An 18,628-nucleotide genomic window follows, 5' to 3' on the forward strand; every position below is an offset into this window, starting at 1 on the left:
CTACTCGGAGCGGCGCTGCTGCTCGGCCAGGAACCGCTCGAACTGCTCGCCAAGCTCGTCGCCGGTGGGCAGCTCCTCCTCCGACTCCTCGACCAGCAGGCTCGGCCGCGAGTCGTCGAACATGTCGTACTGCCGCTCCAGCGCGGCCACCACGTCCGACACCTCCTGCGAGGCCCGCACCTGCGAGTCCACCTCGGCGTCGACGACCCGGCCCTCCTCGCGCAACGACTCCACCGAGACCGACAGGCCGGTGGCCTGGTGCAGCGACTCCAGCAGCCGCACCGACGCGTTCGGGTAGGACGCCTGCGCCAGATAGTGCGGCACGTGCACCGCGAAACCGATCGCGTCGTGCCCGGCCTGGCCCAGTCGCAGCTCCAGCAACGCCGCGGCGTTGCCGGGCACCTGCAACCGGTTCAAGGTCCGCTCCCCCGACGGCAACAGCGACGCGTCGGTGCCGTGCGCGGTCACCCCCAGCGGACGGGTGTGCGGCGCCCCCATCGGAATGCCGTGCAACGCGACGGTCAACCGGATCCCGAACTTCTCGATGAGGGACTGCACCGCCTCGGCGAACCGCTCCCAGCGCAGGTCCGGCTCATCGCCGCTGAGCAACAGGAACGGCACCCCGACGTCGTCACGCATCAGGTACACCCGCAACCGCGGCGCGTCATAGTCAACCCAGTGGTCGGTGTCAAAGGTCATGACGGGACGGCGGCCCCGGTAGTCGATCAGCTCGTCAACGTCGAAGCTGGCCACCACCTGGTGGTCCAGTTCCTTCAGCAGGTACTCGGTGACGCCCTGCCCGGCCTGACCGGCGTCCATGAATCCCCGCAGCTCAACCAGCATCACCGCGCCGCTGATGTCCGGCGTGTCCGCTTCGACCGTGTACAGATCCTCACCGTTCGGCATAGCTCAATTCACCTCTCGATATTTCGCAATGTCCGATGACAACACCGCGACCACCGCGATCCATTCCGGGTGGGGCGAGTTTGATCGAGACGCCACACACGCGCCGGTCCTAGGACCATTGTCCCGGGCCCGGCTGCGGCCCGCGCCCGATGACGAGCCGCCGAATCGGCCATAGCTTCGCGGCATGACGAACAACAACCCGAAAATCGCACTCATCACCGGAGCCTCCCGGGGTCTGGGCAAGGCGCTGGCCACCGAACTGTCGCGACGCGGCTGGCGGCTGCTGCTGACCGCCCGCGGCGCCGAGGACCTGGCGGCGGTCGCGTCCGAACTGGACGCCGAGGCCATCGCCGGTGACGTCGCCGATCCCGGTCACCGCGAGCGGCTGGCCGCCGCGATCGAGAGGCTGGGCGGCCTCGACCTGCTGGTCAACAACGCCTCCAGCCTGGGCACCTCACCGCTGCCCCGGCTGGCCGACTACTCGCGCGAGGTCCTGACCGGACTGTTCGACACCAACGTCGTGGCCCCGCTGGCACTGATCCAGGACCTGCTGCCCCGGCTGCGGGAACGCGACGGCGCCGTCGTCAACATCTCCTCCGACGCCGCCACCGGCGGCTACGAGGGCTGGGGCGGCTACGGCGCCACCAAGGCCGCCCTGGACCAGGTGTCCAACGTGCTGGCCGCCGAGGAACCCGGGCTGCGGGTGTGGTGGGTCGACCCCGGCGAGATGCGCACCGCGATGCTGGCCGACGCGGTCGGCGACGAGGCCGCCGACGCGCCGCCGCCGGAGGCCGTGGCCGCACCCGCCATCGCCGGGCTGCTCGACTCCCGACCGGCCAGCGGCCGGTATGTGGCCGCCGAGCTGGGCGTGGAAGCGGGTGCGCGATGACGACCCTGCAGGCGGGCTTCGGCTTCGCGCTCGACGCGGCGCTGGAGGCGGGCCGTCCACCCGAGGACCGTGGCTCCGGACGCGACGACGTGCGGCTGCTGTACACCGACAAGGCCACCGGCCGCACCGTCAGCGACGGGTTCCGGCGGCTGCCGGGACTGTTGCGGCCCGGCGACCTGCTGGTCGTCAACGATTCGGCGACGCTGCCCGCGGCGGTGTGGATGCGGCGGCTGGTGGTCCACTTCTCCACCGACCGCGGTGACGGCACCTGGCTGGTCGAGCTGCGCAAACGCGTCGGCGGCCATCACGAGCAGTACTCCGGCGGCATCCCCGGCGAGTTGCTGCCGCTGCCGGGCGGGGCCACCCTCAGGCTGGAGGCGCGGCACACGGGTAGGTTGTGGATCGCGAGAATGAATGTCTCGGTTCCGAGATATCTTGGGAAACACGGTGTACCGATCCGCTACTCCTACGTGGACCGTGACTGGCCGCTGGACCGGTACCAGACCGTGTTCGCCACCCGCCCCGGCAGCGCCGAGATGCCCTCGGCCGCAAGGCCGTTCACGACCGCGATCGTCGACCGGCTGCGCGAGCGGGGCGTGACCATCGCCCCGATCACGCTCCACACCGGAGTCGCCTCCCCCGAGGTCGACGAGACCCCGTACCCGGAACGGTTCCGGATCGGCGCATCGACCGCCCGCGCGGTCAACGCCGCCCGCGCCGCCGGCGGCCGGGTCATCGCGGTGGGGACCACGGCGGTCCGGGCCCTGGAGACGGCGGTGGACGGCGACGGCGTCGTCAAAGCGGCCTCGGGGTTCACCGAGCACATCGTCACCCCCGCGGTCGGGGTGCGGGCCGTGGACGGCATCCTCACCGGCCTGCACGAACCGCGCTCCACCCACCTGTCCATGCTGTCCGCCATTGTGGATAACGACGTGCTGGCCTCGGCCTACCACAAGGCGATCGCGGAACGGTACCTGTGGCACGAGTTCGGCGACGTCCACCTCATCGCCTAGACCCCGGACGGGTCGCGGGACCGGGCATCCCACGACCCGTCCACAACGGACCCGCGTGAGTCGTTCGGGTGCTTTGCGCTGCGGCGCTAGCGAAATCGGTGTATCCTTGATTCCATCACGGACTCGCCCCCATCGACGCGGAACCGGTTGTTCTCCGGCGAAAGGTCAAGCGGAAACACTCATGGTCGCCCCGATACGCCGCGCCAATCCATACAACGAACTCAAGCGCCATCTCAAGGTCGACCACACTCCCGGTGCCCCGTCACCGCCGATGCTGAGCATGCGCGCGCCCTCCGGGTCGGGAAAGACGACCTGTCTTCGGGAACTGCACCGGGAACTGGACGCCACCGCCCCGCGCGCCTATATGGACTGCGCGAGTCTGACGTCCGACGACATCCCACTACTGCTGGAGAAGACGAAGTTCTTCATGACCCAGCGGTGCCCACCCGCCGGGGCGTTGCGGTTCAACCGTCTGGAGGTGGGTCTGGTCGCGATGGCCGCGTCCATCGACTTCACCGTCCACAGGGTAGCGATGCGGCAGTTGCGGGAGCACATTCGCACCAGTCTTCGCACCGATCCCGGTTGGCTGACCCGGCTGCTGAGCGCCGCCACCACCGACGCGCTCGGCAACGCGCTGCCGGTTCCCTTGGTGGCCACCAGTGAGGAGCTGGTCGGTTCGCTGTCGGTGTTCGGCGCGTACCTGCGCAGCAAGTCGCAGGGCATCCTCAGGGCGATCAGGTGGTACGGGCAGGCGCTGGACGGCCCGGCGCGGCCGCCGTTCGCGACGCTGGCGCAGCTGCATCAGTGGTCCGCCGATCCGGAGGAACGCCGGTATCGCGATGACCTGCTGGTGGACGCCTTCCTGGCGGATCTGCGCGAGAACTACGCTCCGGGAGCCTATCGGGCGCCGCTGCCGTACCGGTGTCCGCTGTTCCTCGACAACGCCAGCACCGGGATCGGGCCGGAGTTCCTGGAAGTGCTCGCCGATCGACGCGAGGCCGCGCACGTGGGCGGACTGACCGCCGACCCGTTACTGATACTGGCCGCGAGTCAGGACGACATCCCCGGCGTCGACACCACACCGATCAGTCTGGACCCGTTCAGCGAGTCGGAGATCCGCAAGGTCGCGGCGTCCACCCGGCACAACCTCGACCGTCGCGCGCACCTGTTGGTCCATCAGCTCACCGGCGGCTATCCCTACGCCGCCGTCGCGGTCGTCAACGTCATGCGACGCGAGTCCGTCGACGTCGCGCGAGGCTTGGGGCCGTTGCTGTCGGCGCCCAGCGGGAGCAAGGACGGCGGCGAGCTCACCGTCGAGGAACACCTGCTGGAGTCACTGACCCAGTCGCTGTTGTCGGACACCCGGGGAACCCCGGTCCTGGGCGGTGTCGTCGAGCCGCTGTACACCTATGCCGCGGCGCGCACCGCCGCCGACGCGGCGTGGCTGTGTGAACGGTTCCCGCACGACGGTCGCGTGAACAGCAGTCTGTTGCCAAGCCTGCCGTTGTGGGAGGACGCCGATCTCGGTGCGGGGCACCGGATGCTGCGATGGCTTTTGTCGCGGCGGCTTCGGGAGCGTGAGGGTGAACCGGACTGGAACACCGTCTACACCCGACTGGCTGAGCACGCCCGCGACAACGGCGCCACCGCGGACGCGCTCTACTATGCCCTGGCCACAGGGGATCTGGCTCACGTGTCCCGCGTGCTCACCGACCGGCTCGACGACACGTCCGAGGACTTCTCCTGGTTCGACCTGCTGTACCACGTCACCGCCGCTCCCTGCCTGACCGTGGACGTGGCCGCCGAGCAGCCGCACGTGACCCAGATCCGGCTGGCCGCCGATCTGTCGTCGCGGGAGCCGGAGCACCTGGTGCGGGTCGCCCGTGTCGTCGCCGGAGAGTGGATCGCCGGGCACCGGTGCACTCGTCCCGATCGTGAACTCCTGCACTACCAGATCGACGACGATCTGGGCCATCTGCTGGCGTTTCCCGCGGTCGCGAAGGACGTCGCCAGGCATCGGGCACGGCAACGAACCCAGCGAAGGAAGTGGCGATGACCTATTCGGACATTCCCGATCCGCTATGGCGGCGCGTGCTCAACCGGCTTCGCGGCGGCAGACGGGAACAGCTCACCGAGGACGACATCCAAAAGCCCACGATGCCCGTCTCCCGGTGGCGAAGGGTTCTGTTGTGGGGCGTCATTCCCGCGTGCGTCGTCGCGCTGCTGACCTACGGCATCGGGTGGTTCTACCCCGACGCCAGCTGCGACGGCCCCTTCGACGACTTGACTTATGTGGATGGCGAGTGTGTCGGCGCCACCGACGGCGGCTACGTGTTCGATCCGGCCTTCGCGAAGATCGAGAAACGCATCAAGGACGAGAACGACTGGGTCGCAAGGCAACACGACGAGGCCGGCAAACCGGCGTTCAAGGTCGCGATGCTGTCGACGCTGACCACCAGCGACGACACCCCGCTGAACCGCAATCAGGTGCGCAGCGCCCTGGAGGGCGCCTACGTGGCCCAGCATCGCGCCAACCACACCCGGGGCGCGGGCGACACGAATCGGCTGGTCCAGTTGGTACTGGTCAATGAGGGCGGCGCGCAGCAGGGTTCCCGCTACGCCGTCGACCACATCATCGATTTGGCCGAGGACTCCGACGCCGACATCCCGCTGTCCATCGTCATGGGTCAGGCCATCGGCACGAAGCAGACCACCGAGGCGGCGAAACGCCTGTCGGCCAACGACATTCCCATGGTCGGAGCCACCGTCACCGCCAACGACCTCGACTTCGCGCACGTCGACGGGCTGTTGCGGACCGCGCCCTCCAATGACGACTTCGCGCGGGCCTTCGAGAAGTACCTCGACGGGCAGGACAAGCTGAAGTCGGCGGTGCTCACCTACGACAGCACGAAGAGCGACACGTTCGCGTCGACGCTGGCGGCCTCGTTTCGCGATCGGCTCGGGAAGCACATCGAGTTCTCCGACCAGCCGTTCCCGGGCGGTTCGGTGGAAACCGGTGGCGCCGAGGTGTTCTACTCGATCACCCAGAACGTCTGCTCGGCCCATCCCGACATGGTGATGTTCGCGGGGCGGCGGCTGGATCTGGACTCCTTCCTCGAATCCCTGTCCGAACGCATCTGCAGCAACGAGCACCTGACGATCCTGTTCACCGACGTCGGGCTGCATGACAGTTCACAGGGGACGAAGAAGCTGGAGAAGTCCCTGAAGGACGCCAATCTCACCCTGTTGCAGGCGACCAGTTACGACCCCACCTGGATCGACACGCCCGAGGCGGCGCCGGACGGTTTCGGCAAGTTCCTGGAACAGTACGAGGGTCTCATCGGCACCGACACCACCGCGTTGGACAACGGTTACGGCGTCAACAACCACGACGCCATGCTCGCGGCGATCAAGGCCGTGCGGATCGCGAATCCGGGCCAGGCCGAGCCGCCGCTTCCCTCCGACGTACGCGACCACCTGCTTCTCCTCAACGGAGTCAACGCCGTGCGGGGAGCGACCGGAACGTTGAGCTTCAACGCCAACCGGGGCGGCAATCCCGGCGGGAAGTTCGTGCCGGTGATTCCCATCCCGACGCCGAAGGACTACGACCCCAAGGACACCTACAAGACGCCGATCGACTGACGGCCGCCACGGCGCGCTCCCCCGCCCGGTCAGCGTTCGGGGCCGCCGCGCAGGTCCGCCGGACGCGGGGCGGGTCCCTCCATGTCGATCAGGACCTCGCGCAGCAGGTCGGCGAGCTGGCGGGCGGTTTCGTCGGGCAGTGGACGTGTCAGCCGCCCCTGCGCCTTGGTGACGGCGTCGATGAGCGTGTCGGCCACCGGGACGCCAGCGTCGGTGAGCCGCACCCAGGTGCTGCGGGCGTCGGCGGGGTCGGACTCCCGGGTCACCAGTCCGGCGGTGCGCAGCCGGGTCACGATGTTGCTGAGCCCGCCGGTCGTGACGATGAGCGCGCGCGACAGGGCCGCGGGTTTGAGGCGGTAGGGGGCTCCGGCGGCGCGCAGGTTCGCCAGCACCGCGTACTCGATCCGGGTGAAGCCGTGGTCGGCGAGGACCGACTCGGTGGCGGCGCCGAACAGCTCGGCCAGCCGGGCGACGCGTTTGCCCAGTTCGAACGGCAGCCCGGCCGCCTCGGGTATTTCGGCTCGCCAGGTGGCGAGCATGTCGTCGACCCTGTCCCGCTGCGTCATGTGGGTAGCATAACGACCATGCAGATAGCTTTTTGAAAAGCTTTTTAGTATGCTTTTCGCTATGACACTTGTTCTGATCCGCAACGCCCACCTGATCGACACCGTGCCCACCGTGCGGGTACTGCGCGAGACCGACCTGCTCATTGACGGCGACAGCATCCGCGAGGTCGGCCGCGGCCTGTCGGCCCCCGGCGCCACCGTCATCGACGCGGCCGGGCGCATCGTGCTGCCCGGCCTGATCGACACCCACCGCCACACCTGGCAGACCGCGCTGCGCGGCATGCTGCGGGTCGGCACACTCGGGGACTATCTCGCCCGGTTCCTGCAGGACCTCGGTCCCCGGTACACGCCCGAGGACGTCCACATCGGCAACCTCGCCGGAGCCGTCGACGCGCTCGACGCGGGCATCACCACGCTGCTGGACTGGTCGCACATCCAGAACTCCCCCGAGCACACCGACGCGGCTGTCGCGGGACTGCGGGAATCGGGGATCCGGGGCGTCTTCGCCCACAGCTTCGGCCTGCCGCTCAAGCCCGGACCGCATTCGCCCGACGCCCGACGGGTGCGCGAGACCCATTTCGCCAGCTCCGATGGGCTGCTGGACATGGCCTTGGGGATCGCCGGCCCGCAGTTCGGCGACCCCGACATCGCCGCCGACGACATCCGCCTCGCCCGCGAGCTCGGCTGCCGGGTGACCGTCCACATTCACAGCTCGGCCGGAGTGGAGACGCTGGACGAGCTCGGCATGCTCGGTCCCGACCTCACCTTCGTGCACGCCAACGGCCTCGACGCGGCCGCCATGCGCCGCCTCGCCGACACCGGCGCGGCCGTGTCGGTGTCCCCGCAGGTGGAGGCGCAGCTGGGCATGGGCGCCCCGCTCATCGCGCCGCTGCTGGCGCTGGGGGTGCCCACCAGTCTCAGCGTCGACACGGTGACCAGCGCCGCCGGTGACCTGTTCACCCAGATGCGGCTGGCGCTGAGCTTCGCCCGGCTCGCCGATCCGGCGGTGTCGGCCGCCGACATCCTGCGCATGGCCACCGTGGACGGGGCGCGCGCCCTCGGACTCGACGACCGGATCGGGTCGCTGCGGGTCGGTTCGCGCGCCGACCTGGTGATGCTCGGCGACCGGCTCCCGGTGCACGACCCCGTCGGCACGGTGGTCGCCGAGGCCGAACGCGGCGACGTGGACACCGTCCTGGTCGACGGCCGGGTGGTGAAACGCGGCGGCCAGCTCACCGCCGTCGACACCGCGGGCATCGCGGAACGGCTGGCCGCCTCGGCCGAGCGGCTGCTGGGCCGCCCGGGCGACGAGACGGAATAGCGGTCGAGCCCCGGAGCGCTACTAGGCGAAGGCATCGACCCCGGTCAGCTTGACCGACAGTTCCCACAGTCGGCGGGCCTGGTCGGGGTCGATCGCGTAGCCGCGCACGCCCGGCGGTTCGGTCTCGGCGATGGGCGCGATGTCGCAGTCCTCGCAGTAGACGCCGCCGCTGCCATCCAGCAGCGGCGAGGTCGCGGCCCATACCTGGGTCGCGGCGCCCTGCTGCGGGGTCTTGAACAGGCCCGGCACCGGATCCCCGTCGGCGGTCAGCCAGCCCATCGCGGTCTGCTCCTGCCGGGACAGGTGCCGCTGCAACGGAGTGATGATGCCGCCGGGATGCAGCGAGAACGCCCGCACCCCAGCCGAAGCGGCCAGCGCGTCCAGGTGCACGGCGAACAGGATGTTGGCGGTCTTGGACTGCCCGTAGGCCTCCCACTTGTCGTAGCCGGTGGTGAAGTGGACGTCGTCCCAGCGCATCGCGGAACGCCAGTGGCCCGCCGAGGACACCGCCACGACCCGGGCGCCGGGGGCGATCCTCGGCCACAGCCGGTTCACCAGGGCGAAGTGCCCCAGGTGGTTGACGCCGAACTGGGCCTCCCAGCCGGGGCCGACGCGGGACTCCGGGCAGGCCATGATCCCGGCGTTGTTGATGAGGATGTCGATGGCACGGCCGGTGCCGTCGAACCACTCGGCGAAGTCGCGGACGCTGTCCAGGTCGGACAGGTCGAGCGCGGCGACCTCGACGCCGTCGATGCCGTCGAGGGCCGCGCGCGCGACGTCGGGGCGGCGGGCGGGAACCAGGACCCGCGCCCCGGCGGCCGTCAACGCCCGAGTGGTCTCCAGGCCCAGGCCGGAGTAGCCGCCGGTGACAATGGCGAACGTGCCGGTCAGGTCGATGTCGGCCAGGACGTCTTCGGCGGTGGAGTCGGCCCCGAAACCCGAGCCGAGCTTGAGCTGTGGTGTCGTCATGCCCCGGATGCTATGGCCTGGAGTGCTCTCTAAGGCAAATCAGCCGTTGCAGGCCAGCAGCGAGTCGATCAGTCCCGGCTCGACGCTGCCCGCGAAGTCCATGACCACCGCCCCGAACTTCGGGTGCCGGTCGACGGCCGCGTCCACGTGCTCCTTGGTCACCGGGTTGATGTCCTCGGCGTAGTTGCGCGGATTCGGGATCGTCTCGCCGGTGGTGGTGCTGGTGTAGTTGACGTACAGCTTCGTGCCGGTGTCGGCCTCGGCGGCGTCGAGGTGGTCGCGGACCAGGTCCCACTTCTCGTGGACCGGGGCCTCCCATTCGTTCTGGTACGACAGCAGGTCGCCATTGGAGGCCGGGATGCCGCCGATGTGGTCCTGGTTGGCGATCAGGACCATCTTGCCGCGCACTTCGCCGATGCCGGGGAGGCGGTTGTCGCGGTACAGCAGCGAGTCGAAGCCCTCGTCGCGCATGTAGCGGTCGTTGAAGACGGCCGCCCACTCCTCGGCGGGCGCTTCGCTGTACTCCTGCTGGACGGACATGATGACCGTCTCGGAGGGATTCGCCTCCAGGAACGTGCGGGTCTCGGACAGGACGTCGGTGAAGTTCATCTCCTGATAAATCGGTCCATGGTGGATCGTGAAGGCGCCTTCGTAGAGGCGGCAACGGATGTCGATGAATCGGATGCCGAGGTTGAGCTGGTCGAGCAGCCCGATGTCCTGGCATTTGGCGGTGTCGAAGGGGCCGCCGATGATGGCGCAGGTGTCGTGGGTTCCGGGGATGGTCATATCGTCCAGTGTGGTGCCGTCGGGGACGGCGGACATCCAGTCCAGGCCACCCCGAACGGTATCGGCCCGGGCGGTCGCGACGCCGACGAGTGCGGCGCCACCGGCTAGTGCGGCTGTGGTCAGAAATGTTCTGCGGCGCAAGGACATAACGACACGGTACATACTGAATAGATAGTTATCAATAGTCCCGGAGCGACCGGGTCGTCCACGCGCCCTGTCGTTTCGTAGGGGAATCCTTCGCCTGCGTGGACGTATGGGCGATGGCGTATCGTACGCGCATGACGATCACCGCAGTGACCGCCGCAATCGTGAGTGCCGACCTGCATACGCCGTTCGTCACGGCGGTGCGGTCGACGTCCACGGTTGACACCGTCGTTGTGACCGTCACCGATGAGGCGGGCAACACCGGACGCGGCGAGGGGCCGCAGACCTGGAGGATCACCGGTGAGTCCCTGGCGAGCGTGACCGCCTGTGTCGAGGGCCCGCTGCGGCAGGTGCTCGTGGGCCGCGATCCCGACGACCTCAACGCGATCCTCGACGAGGTGGACACCGCCGTGGTCGGCAACAACGTCGCCAAGGCCGCCGTGGACGTGGCACTGCACGACCTGGCCGCGCAGCGGCTGGGAGTGCCGCTGGCGCGGCTGCTGGGCGGGGCGTCACTGTCGGTGGCCACCGACGTCACCCTGGCCGCCGGCGACGTCCCGCAGCTGGTCGCCGCGGCCGAGAAGCGCGTCGCCGAGGGATTTTCAACGCTGAAAGTCAAGCTGGGCACCGATCCGGCCGGGGACCTGGAACGGCTGGCGGCCGTGCGCGAGGCCGTCGGCACCGGCATCGGCATCCGGGTGGACGCCAACCAGGGCTGGAGCGCCAAGCAGGCGGTACGCATCATCCGGGGCATGGAGGACGAGGGACTGGGCATCGAGCTGGTCGAACAGCCGACCCCGGCGCGGGACCTGGCGGGGTTGGCGTTCGTGACCTCGCGGGTGGACACCACCATCATGGCCGACGAGGCCGTGGCGACCCTGTCCGATCTGCACCGGATGATCCAGCTGGGGGCCGCCGACGCCGTCAACGTCAAGCTGACCAAGTGCGGCGGGCTGCGTTCGGGCCGGGTCATGCTCGAAACGGCGAGGCAGGCCGGAATCGGCACCATGGTCGGTTCCATGATGGAGGGGCGGCTCGGGGTCGCCGCCGTCGCCAGCCTCGCCGCCGCCTGCGGCACCACCGCTATCGCCGACCTGGACGCCGCCTGGTGGCTGGCCGGTTCCGACCCGGCACTGTCCTACCAGGATGGTTCGGTTCGGCTGCCGGACTGTCCGGGCCTGTCCGCCATCACTTTCGGCGGCGACGCCGGTCCGGGGTAACCCGGTTCCGCCAACGCCGTCACATCCACCGCATCCATACGACCCTTACCTTCCGGGGAGGACACACTTGACCGTCGAAGTGGGAAACCGAGCCCTCGTCGCCGTCTCGTCCGCGACTTTGTGGACTTCGGCCGACGCGGCACAGGACACCGATCGCATCGCCCTTGGCACTCCGGCGGGAGTGCGCGAATGGGTGGCGTCGATGTCGCGCGAACAACGAGTCGACGGCCTCGTCGACCGCAGCCTCACCCAGGTGTTCATGGGTGACGAGGTCATCGTCGAGGAGATCGACGACGGCTGGGCCAAGGTCATCGTCGTCGACCAGCCCACCAGCCTCGACAAACGCGGCTACCCGGGCTGGCTGCCGACCCGGCAGCTGACCACCGTCGCCGGGACCGGGCAGGGCAGACCGTTCATCGTGTCGGCCACGGCCACCTCGATCCGCGACGAACCCGCCGGTGAGGTGCTCATCCCCGGGGTCTCGGTGGGCACCAGACTCGCGCTGTTCGACGAGGAGCCGTACCGGGGCTGGTCACGAGTCGTGCTGCCCGGACCGCAGCCGCCCGGCTGGGTGCGGCTGCACGACGTCTCCGAGGCGCCCTCAGGGCCCGCCGCGGCGGCGTCGGGACGCGTCGACGTCATCTCGGTGGCCTCGCAGCTGCTGGACATCCCGTACGTGTGGGGCGGAGTCAGCGCCTACGGCATCGACTGCTCGGGGCTGGTGTACCTGGCGTACCGGCAACTGGGGCACGGGCTGCCCCGCGACGCCCACGACCAGGCCGAGGCCACCGAACGCATCGACAACGACGACGCCAAACCCGGTGACCTGTACTTCTTCGCCCACCCGGGCAAGACCATCCACCACGTCGGCATCGCCACCAAACCCACCGAGGACGGCGAGCCGACCATGATCCACGCCGCCGGGAACTACGGCAAGATCGTGCACGAGACGCTGCCCGCCGACCGGCTGCGCACCCTCGTGGGCACCCACCGGGTGTTCACCGACGACTAGCGCGTCACGCCGACGACGAAAGGCCCCGGGCGTTCGCCCGGGGCCTTCACGTTCAGTGGTTTCGATAACCGCAGGTGGTGCACGGTGGCGGGGTGCGCCTTACCGCCGCCGGGGTGGGAAGTCCCCTCCTTCGGGTGTGCTTCCCCAGAGCCCGGTTCCACCTGCCCCTGCGCGGTCTCGGAGCCGCCTTCGGTCTCGGACCCGGCTTCGGGCTTGCCGGGAGCGGGCAGTTCCTTGCCACGGCTGGCGATCAGGCTGGCGACGGTCGCCACGACCAGGATGCCGACGATGACGCCCAGCGACACCCAGGTGTTGATGTCGGGGATGCCCGGCACCGGCTTACCGCCGTTGATGAACGGCACGTCGTTGTCGTGCAGGGCGTGGAACACCAGCTTCACGCCGATGAAGCCCAGGATCGCGGCCAGACCGTAGTTGAGGTACACCAGCCGTTGCAGCAGGCCGCCCAACAGGAAGTACAGCTGCCGCAGACCCATCAACGCGAACACGTTGACGGTGAAGACCAGGAACGCTTCCTTGGTGAGGCCGAAGGTCGCCGGGATCGAGTCGACCGCGAACAGCAGGTCGGCGGAACCGATGGCGACCATGACGATCAGCATCGGCGTCGCGACGCGGCGGCCGTTGACCTTGGTGGTGATCTTGGCGCCGTCGTAGTCCTTGGACACCGGCACGACGCGCCGGGTCCAGCGGATGACGGCGTTCTCGTAGTTCTCGTCGTCGTTGTCGTCACCGCGCAACAGTTGGATCGCGGTGAAGATCAGGAACGCGCCGAAGATGAAGAAGACCCACACGAACTGGTTGACGAGTCCGGCGCCGATGCCGATGAACACGGCTCGCAGGATCAGCGCCATGATGATGCCGATCATCAGCACCTTCTGCTGATACTTACGCGGCACCGCGAAGCTCGACATGATCAGGATGAACACGAACAGGTTGTCCACCGACATGCTGTACTCGGTGATCCAGCCCGCGAAGAACTCACCCCCGTAACGGGGTTCGCTGAACAACCAGACTCCGGCGCCGAAGGCGGCGGCCAGTCCGAGGTAGAAAGCCACCCACAGGGTCGCTTCCTTTGTCGACGGTTCATGGGGTCGCCTGCCGATGATGGCGAGGTCGACGGTGAGAATGACCAGAACACCGACAATCGTCAGCGCCCACACCCAAAACGGGACAGTCACAGTTAGTACCTTCCGGATAACACTATTCTTGGTGAAACCGGAAGGTCTCTCCCGTCGCAGGGCAGGCAGCCGATGCTGCCTCTCCCGGGACGACCGATACGGCCGGGCGAACCTCGGGACTCACTGTCCGGGCTCGCCGTGCTGACGACCGCATCGTTTTGTGGGGATACTCCCCTTCCGTCGTACGGCTTCATTGTGCCCTATCGCATCCACGCTTGTCAGTAGGCTGGGTAACAGTTCATATGACAGGTTCCGGACTGGAACCACACCTGCGACATACCCGAACGAACCGTGATTCACTCCTTACCGTCGATAGGAGCAGGCGTGTGCAGTGACGATGCCGCCACCTCCAGCCCCCAGCTCAGTGCCGACGATTGCCTGTTCTTCGTCGACCGAGCACTCGACCAGATGGTGGCGATTGTCACCGAACTGGGCGATACCACCGCGAACCGGTCCCCCGACCTGCCCGGGGCCAACAGCCCCTACCAGCTGCTCACCCACTGCCTGGGCGTGTGCGAGTACTGGGGCGGCGCCATGATCGCCGGACGCGTCGTCGAACGCGACCGCGCCGCCGAGTTCACCGCCGAGGGCCCGGTAGAACCGCTGGCCCAACGGGTCCAGGCGGCCAAGGCGCAGTTCCGGCGCGACTTGGCCAGCCTGCGCGCCACGGCCCCCACCGCGGCGGCTCTGCCGAAGCACTGGAACCCGACCAAGGCCGAACGCACCTTCACCCAGGGCGAAGCGCTGGTCCACGTCGTCGAGGAACTGTGCCAACACCTGGGCCACCTCGAGATCACCCGAGACATCCTGCGCGCCAACTGATCGCCGCTCGCGAGCACGCTGTTCAGCTGGCGCGCATGGCTAAAGCAGCCGCGACGCCCGCGCGCGCAGCTGACGCGCGGCCCCTGGAGCCGCTTTGCCAACGCGCGCAGCCGAACCGATGCCCGTCAGCCCACCCGCGCCGTCGGGCCGCCCGCACCGTCGGGCCGCCCGCACCGTCGGGCCGCCCGCACCGCCAAGCCAGCTAGCTGTTACTGCCGTATCGGTCCGCCCCTCAGTCAGAGGAGGCCTTCGGCCGCAGGCCGACCCGGCGAAGCCGGGGCCGCGCGCAGCGCGGCGGGCCTCGGCTTTGGGTTGGGCGCGCGAGCGTGGGCTCGACAGCCGAGGCTCGGTGCCGAGTTGGGGGTCAGCTGGCTCCGGCTTCGTCGAACTGGCGCAGTTCGCGTTTGAGTTCGGCGATCTCGTCGCGGTAGCGGGCGGCGACCTCGAACTGGAGTTCTCTTGCCGCCGTGAGCATCTGGTCGTTGAGGGTGGCGATCATCGAGGTCAGTTCCTCGCGGGGGACGCCCTCGCCGGAGGCGACCACCGCTCCGGCCCGGCTGCGGGTCTGCGGGACCGGGGCCTTGCCCCGGCTCTGTTGCCGGCCCGAGCCGCCCACCAGGGTCTCGGTGTCGTCCGCGGTGGCGTAGATGTCATCGAGGATGTCGCCGATGCGTTTGCGCAGCGGCGTCGGGTCGATGCCGTGCTCCTTGTTGTGCGCGATCTGCTTCTCGCGACGGCGATCGGTCTCGTCAAGGGCCTTGCGCATCGAGTCGGTGATCTTGTCGGCGTACATGATCACCTGGCCCGAGACGTTACGGGCCGCGCGGCCGATGGTCTGGATCAGCGAGGTGCCCGAACGCAGGAAGCCCTCCTTGTCCGCGTCCAGGATCGCCACCAGCGACACCTCGGGCAGGTCGAGGCCCTCCCGGAGCAGGTTGATGCCGACCAGGACGTCGAACTCCCCCGCCCGCAGTTCGCGCAGCAGCTCCACCCGCCGCAGTGTGTCTACTTCGGAGTGCAGGTAGCGGACCCGGATGTTGTTGTCCAGGAAGTAGTCGGTGAGGTCCTCGGCCATCTTCTTGGTCAGCGTGGTGACCAAGACCCGCTCGTTGGCCTTGGCGCGTTCGGTGATCTCGTGCATGAGGTCGTCGATCTGGCCCTTGGTCTGCCGCACCACCACCTGCGGGTCCACCAGGCCGGTGGGCCGGATGACCTGCTCGGCGTACTGGCCCTTGGCCTGTTCCAGCTCCCACGGGCCGGGCGTGGCCGACATGTACACCGTCTGGCCCACCCGCTCGCGGAACTCGTCGAAGCGCAGCGGGCGGTTGTCCATGGCGCTGGGCAGCCGGAAACCGTGCTCCACCAGGGTGCGTTTGCGGGACGCGTCGCCCTCGTACATGCCGCCGATCTGCGGCACCGTCTGGTGCGACTCGTCGATGATGGTGATGAAGTTCTCCGGGAAGTAGTCCAGCAGCGTGTACGGCGGTTCCCCGGCGGAGCGGCCGTCGAAGTGCCGCGAGTAGTTCTCGATGCCGGAGCAGGAACCGATCTGGCGGATCATCTCCAGGTCATAGGTGGTGCGCATCCGCAGCCGCTGCGACTCCAGGTGCTTGGACTGCCGTTCCAGTTCGGCCAGCCGCTCCTCCAGCTCGGCCTCGATGTCGCGCACCGCGCGTTCCTGGTTCTCGCCGCTGGTGACGTAGGCGGCGCCGGGGAAGATCACCAGTTCGGTGACGTGCCGCACCACTTCGCCGGTGAGCGGGTTGATGTAGAACAGCTTCTCGACCTCGTCACCGAACATCTCGATGCGCACCGCCAGTTCCTCGTAGGCGGGGATGATGTCGATGGTGTCGCCGCGGACCCGGAAGGTGCCGCGGGTGAAGGCGTAGTCGTTGCGGGTGTACTGGATCTCGACCAGGCGACGCAGCAGCGAGTCGCGGTCGTACTCCTCCCCCACCTTCACCGTGGCGGTGTGCTTGTAGAACTCGGTGGGTGTGACCAGACCGTAGATCGCCGACACCGTCGCCACCACGACCACGTCGTTGCGGGTCAGCAGCGAGTGCATGGTGGAGTGGCGCAGCCGTTCCACCTCGTCGTTGATGGACGAGTCCTTCTCGATGTAGGTGTCGGTCTGCGGCACGTACGCCTCGGGCTGGTAGTAGTCGTAGTACGACACGAAGTACTCGACGGCGTTGTTGGGCAGCAGTTCCCGGAACTCCTTGGCCAGCTGCGCGGCCAGGGTCTTGTTGTGGGCCATCACCAGTGCCGGGCGTTGCAGCCGTTCGACCAGCCACGCGGCGGTGGCGGACTTGCCGGTGCCGGTGGCTCCCAGCAGCACCACGTCGCGTTCGTCGCCGTTGATGCGGCGGGCGAGTTCGGTGATGGCCGTGGGCTGGTCACCGGAGGGTTCGTAGTCGCTGACGACGGTGAAGGTCCCGTCGGTACGTGGAATCTCGATGGTCACGTCCACCAAAGTACGCCCCGGGTACGACGGGGCGGGCGATACCAATTACCTCCGGGCGGCTGACTCGTTGGACATGGATGTGGGTATATCGAGCGAGCAACGCGATAAGTTCCGGCGCATGCTGGCCTGGGTCGTCTGTGCCGCGGTGATCGCCGGGGTCGGCTGGACCGGCGCCAGCTGCCTGCGGCAGCAGGCCGACGATCCGCGGCCCATGACCGACGCGGAGGCACAGCGGCTGTCGCGCGTCAACGTCAACAACTACAAGGCCGGTGCGGTGCCGTTCACCGCCGACCTGCCCGACTCGGCCGGGGGCGGTGGGTTCGACGGCCAGATCGACTGGTCGCAACCGGTCATGCACGCCGAGGTGGCCAAGGAGGGCAAGTCCACCCCGCACACCCTGGTGCAGGCCGTCCCGGGCCTGGTCGCCTCCCGCGAGGGCACCACCCGCGCCGACGCCCCGGTTCCCGAGGACGACTGGACCGTGCGGCACATGGGCCAGGAGAACCGGCGCGGCGACGACCCGCAGGCCGCCACCGTCGACATCATCGCCTCGGCGGTGCTGACGCTGCGGTCCGGACGGGCGGCGGACTCCCAGATCCTCAAGGCCAAGGGCTCGTGGCTGCGGCAGGGCGTCATCGACGGCGCCACAGTGGACGTGTTCCGGGCGCCGCTGTTGCTGGACGCGGCGGCCTCCGATGACGGCCAGAAGCTGCCCGAGGCGGTGTTCTGGGTCGACGGCGAGTCCCGGTTGCGCCGCATCCAGTTCAACCCCGGAGCCACCAGTCTGGCCACCGTCGACTTCCTGCTGTCCAAGAAGGACGTGGCGAAGGTGCACCCGGTGGACCTGCTGGGCGGTGCCCCGATCGACCCCCGCAAGGTCACCAAGGCCGAGGCCGAGAACCTGGCGGGACTACGGCAGCGCAACAGTCTCGGCGGCGCCGACGCCGACATCACGCTGCCGGTCGCCGACGGGAAGGTCATCCGCGCCAAGGGTTACGTCGACTGGCGCGCCCCCATGGCCTACCTCGCGGTCGACGCCCCCGGCAAGAAGAACGACGGCCTGCTGTTCGTCCTGCCCTCGGGTGCGGCGACCCTGCGGACCGAGGTCGACGGCAAACCGCCGCTGCAACCGCAGGCGAACGGCTGGAAGGCCCAGGCGTGGTCGGAACGCTCCGAGGACGGCAAGCCCAGCGACATCGACGCGCTGCTGTTCAAGGTGCTGTCCATGGCCAACCCCCAGATCGACAACGCGACCGTCGTCAAGGACAAGGCGGCCTGGCTGCGCGAGGACAAACTCGGTTCCACGGCCACCGAGGTGTACGAGTACCCGATCCCGGGCGACCCGGACACCGACGAACCCGGCCAGGCCGCGTTCCGCTACTGGATCGGCTCCAAGGACGACGCCCTGCACCGCATCGAGATGCGCACCCGCAAGCTCGGCATGGCACACGTCGACCTGAAGCCGACCGACCAACCGGCGGCGGTGGTCGTTCCGGCCCCCGTCGCGGCGGGCCTGGGCGGCTGAGCGGCCTGGGAGGGCGCCAGCGGCGGCGCCGGACGTTGTGGCTGACCGGCCGCTGCCGTGGTGGCCGGGTCAGCGCTCACCGACGCGACTACTGGATCTGCGGCCCCGACCGCGATGGCCGCGACCGACGCTGTCGGCTGCTGTGGCTGGCCC

At 68.8% G+C, this 18,628-nt stretch carries 14 protein-coding genes and 1 pseudogene; 9 read left to right on the forward strand and 6 right to left on the reverse strand.

From position 1 onward, the window contains the following. Positions 1-906, reverse strand: coding sequence for a proteasome assembly chaperone family protein (locus tag SNAS_RS18485; protein ID WP_013018977.1), 906 nt, complete (start codon positions 904-906; stop codon positions 1-3). A 184-nt stretch (positions 907-1,090) separates the two neighbouring features. On the opposite strand from SNAS_RS18485, the gene SNAS_RS18490 reads away from it, so the two are divergent. The 4 genes from SNAS_RS18490 (at position 1,091) to SNAS_RS18505 (ending at position 6,450) form a co-directional block, all read left to right on the forward strand. Then, on the forward strand, positions 1,091-1,795 hold the full coding sequence (locus tag SNAS_RS18490; RefSeq protein WP_013018978.1) for an SDR family NAD(P)-dependent oxidoreductase: 705 nt from the start codon (positions 1,091-1,093) through the stop codon (positions 1,793-1,795). Beyond that, complete coding sequence (locus SNAS_RS18495; protein WP_013018979.1) at positions 1,792-2,808, forward strand: S-adenosylmethionine:tRNA ribosyltransferase-isomerase; 1,017 nt, start codon at positions 1,792-1,794, stop codon at positions 2,806-2,808. Before SNAS_RS18490 ends, SNAS_RS18495 begins: the two co-directional genes overlap by 4 nt. A gap of 181 nt (positions 2,809-2,989) precedes the next feature. Continuing rightward, positions 2,990-4,864 carry a hypothetical protein gene (locus SNAS_RS18500; protein WP_013018980.1) on the forward strand — a complete coding sequence of 625 codons (1,875 nt, stop codon included), beginning with the start codon at positions 2,990-2,992 and terminating at the stop codon, positions 4,862-4,864. Further along, the gene (locus tag SNAS_RS18505; RefSeq protein WP_013018981.1) at positions 4,861-6,450 is read left to right on the forward strand and encodes a type 1 periplasmic-binding domain-containing protein; all 1,590 of its coding nucleotides are present in this window, start codon (positions 4,861-4,863) and stop codon (positions 6,448-6,450) included. The genes SNAS_RS18500 and SNAS_RS18505 overlap by 4 nt, the downstream gene beginning before the upstream one ends. A 29-nt stretch (positions 6,451-6,479) precedes the next feature. On the opposite strand, the gene SNAS_RS18510 is transcribed toward SNAS_RS18505, so the two are convergent. Next, positions 6,480-7,016 carry a MarR family winged helix-turn-helix transcriptional regulator gene (locus SNAS_RS18510; RefSeq protein ID WP_013018982.1) on the reverse strand — a complete coding sequence of 179 codons (537 nt, stop codon included), beginning with the start codon at positions 7,014-7,016 and terminating at the stop codon, positions 6,480-6,482. A 61-nt stretch (positions 7,017-7,077) separates the two neighbouring features. On the opposite strand from SNAS_RS18510, the gene SNAS_RS18515 reads away from it, so the two are divergent. Beyond that, positions 7,078-8,337, forward strand: a complete 1,260-nt coding sequence (locus SNAS_RS18515) for an amidohydrolase family protein (RefSeq protein WP_013018983.1) — start codon at positions 7,078-7,080, stop codon at positions 8,335-8,337. A gap of 21 nt (positions 8,338-8,358) precedes the next feature. Here the strand turns inward: SNAS_RS18515 and SNAS_RS18520 are convergent, their stop codons facing one another. Next, complete coding sequence (locus SNAS_RS18520) at positions 8,359-9,306, reverse strand: SDR family NAD(P)-dependent oxidoreductase (RefSeq protein ID WP_013018984.1); 948 nt, start codon at positions 9,304-9,306, stop codon at positions 8,359-8,361. Between the two features lie 39 nt (positions 9,307-9,345). Next, on the reverse strand, positions 9,346-10,233 hold the full coding sequence (locus SNAS_RS18525) for a phosphatidylinositol-specific phospholipase C (RefSeq protein ID WP_169313899.1): 888 nt from the start codon (positions 10,231-10,233) through the stop codon (positions 9,346-9,348). 137 nt (positions 10,234-10,370) lie between these two features. Between SNAS_RS18525 and SNAS_RS18530 the strand changes: the two genes are divergently transcribed. Together SNAS_RS18530 and SNAS_RS18535 are read left to right on the forward strand one after the other, a co-directional pair. Further along, a complete protein-coding gene (locus SNAS_RS18530) occupies positions 10,371-11,456 on the forward strand; it encodes a mandelate racemase/muconate lactonizing enzyme family protein (protein ID WP_041625039.1) in 1,086 nt (361 codons plus the stop codon). A gap of 67 nt (positions 11,457-11,523) precedes the next feature. Then, positions 11,524-12,468 (forward strand): C40 family peptidase, encoded by a 945-nt coding sequence (locus SNAS_RS18535; RefSeq protein ID WP_013018987.1) that lies wholly within the window; start codon positions 11,524-11,526, stop codon positions 12,466-12,468. Between the two features lie 242 nt (positions 12,469-12,710). Here SNAS_RS18535 and SNAS_RS18540 read toward each other — a convergent pair. Further along, positions 12,711-13,664: pseudogene (locus SNAS_RS18540) on the reverse strand (TerC family protein); the annotation flags it as partial. A gap of 324 nt (positions 13,665-13,988) precedes the next feature. Here SNAS_RS18540 and SNAS_RS18545 point away from each other — a divergent pair. Further along, the gene (locus SNAS_RS18545) at positions 13,989-14,486 is read left to right on the forward strand and encodes a mycothiol transferase (RefSeq protein ID WP_013018989.1); all 498 of its coding nucleotides are present in this window, start codon (positions 13,989-13,991) and stop codon (positions 14,484-14,486) included. Positions 14,487-14,850: 364 nt separating this feature from the next. On the opposite strand, the gene uvrB is transcribed toward SNAS_RS18545, so the two are convergent. Beyond that, positions 14,851-16,950, reverse strand: coding sequence for an excinuclease ABC subunit UvrB (uvrB, locus tag SNAS_RS18550; protein ID WP_041626503.1), 2,100 nt, complete (start codon positions 16,948-16,950; stop codon positions 14,851-14,853). Positions 16,951-17,068: 118 nt separating this feature from the next. On the opposite strand from uvrB, the gene SNAS_RS18555 reads away from it, so the two are divergent. Beyond that, the gene (locus tag SNAS_RS18555; protein ID WP_041625040.1) at positions 17,069-18,475 is read left to right on the forward strand and encodes a hypothetical protein; all 1,407 of its coding nucleotides are present in this window, start codon (positions 17,069-17,071) and stop codon (positions 18,473-18,475) included. The last annotated feature ends 153 nt before the right edge of the window (positions 18,476-18,628 follow it).

The sequence above is a fragment of the Stackebrandtia nassauensis DSM 44728 genome (assembly GCF_000024545.1).
GTDB classification, from domain to species: domain Bacteria; phylum Actinomycetota; class Actinomycetes; order Mycobacteriales; family Micromonosporaceae; genus Stackebrandtia; species Stackebrandtia nassauensis.

Excerpts from the sequence above, each read along its gene's own strand:
- SNAS_RS18485 (WP_013018977.1), bottom strand. The coding sequence starts at position 906 with ATGCCGAACGGTGAGGATCTGTACACGGTCGAAGCGGACACGCCGGAC.
- SNAS_RS18490 (WP_013018978.1), top strand. The coding sequence starts at position 1,091 with ATGACGAACAACAACCCGAAAATCGCACTCATCACCGGAGCCTCCCGG.
- SNAS_RS18495 (WP_013018979.1), top strand. The coding sequence starts at position 1,792 with ATGACGACCCTGCAGGCGGGCTTCGGCTTCGCGCTCGACGCGGCGCTG.
- SNAS_RS18500 (WP_013018980.1), top strand. The coding sequence starts at position 2,990 with ATGGTCGCCCCGATACGCCGCGCCAATCCATACAACGAACTCAAGCGC.
- SNAS_RS18505 (WP_013018981.1), top strand. The coding sequence starts at position 4,861 with ATGACCTATTCGGACATTCCCGATCCGCTATGGCGGCGCGTGCTCAAC.
- SNAS_RS18510 (WP_013018982.1), bottom strand. The coding sequence starts at position 7,016 with ATGACGCAGCGGGACAGGGTCGACGACATGCTCGCCACCTGGCGAGCC.
- SNAS_RS18515 (WP_013018983.1), top strand. The coding sequence starts at position 7,078 with ATGACACTTGTTCTGATCCGCAACGCCCACCTGATCGACACCGTGCCC.
- SNAS_RS18520 (WP_013018984.1), bottom strand. The coding sequence starts at position 9,306 with ATGACGACACCACAGCTCAAGCTCGGCTCGGGTTTCGGGGCCGACTCC.
- SNAS_RS18530 (WP_041625039.1), top strand. The coding sequence starts at position 10,371 with ATGACGATCACCGCAGTGACCGCCGCAATCGTGAGTGCCGACCTGCAT.
- SNAS_RS18555 (WP_041625040.1), top strand. The coding sequence starts at position 17,069 with ATGCTGGCCTGGGTCGTCTGTGCCGCGGTGATCGCCGGGGTCGGCTGG.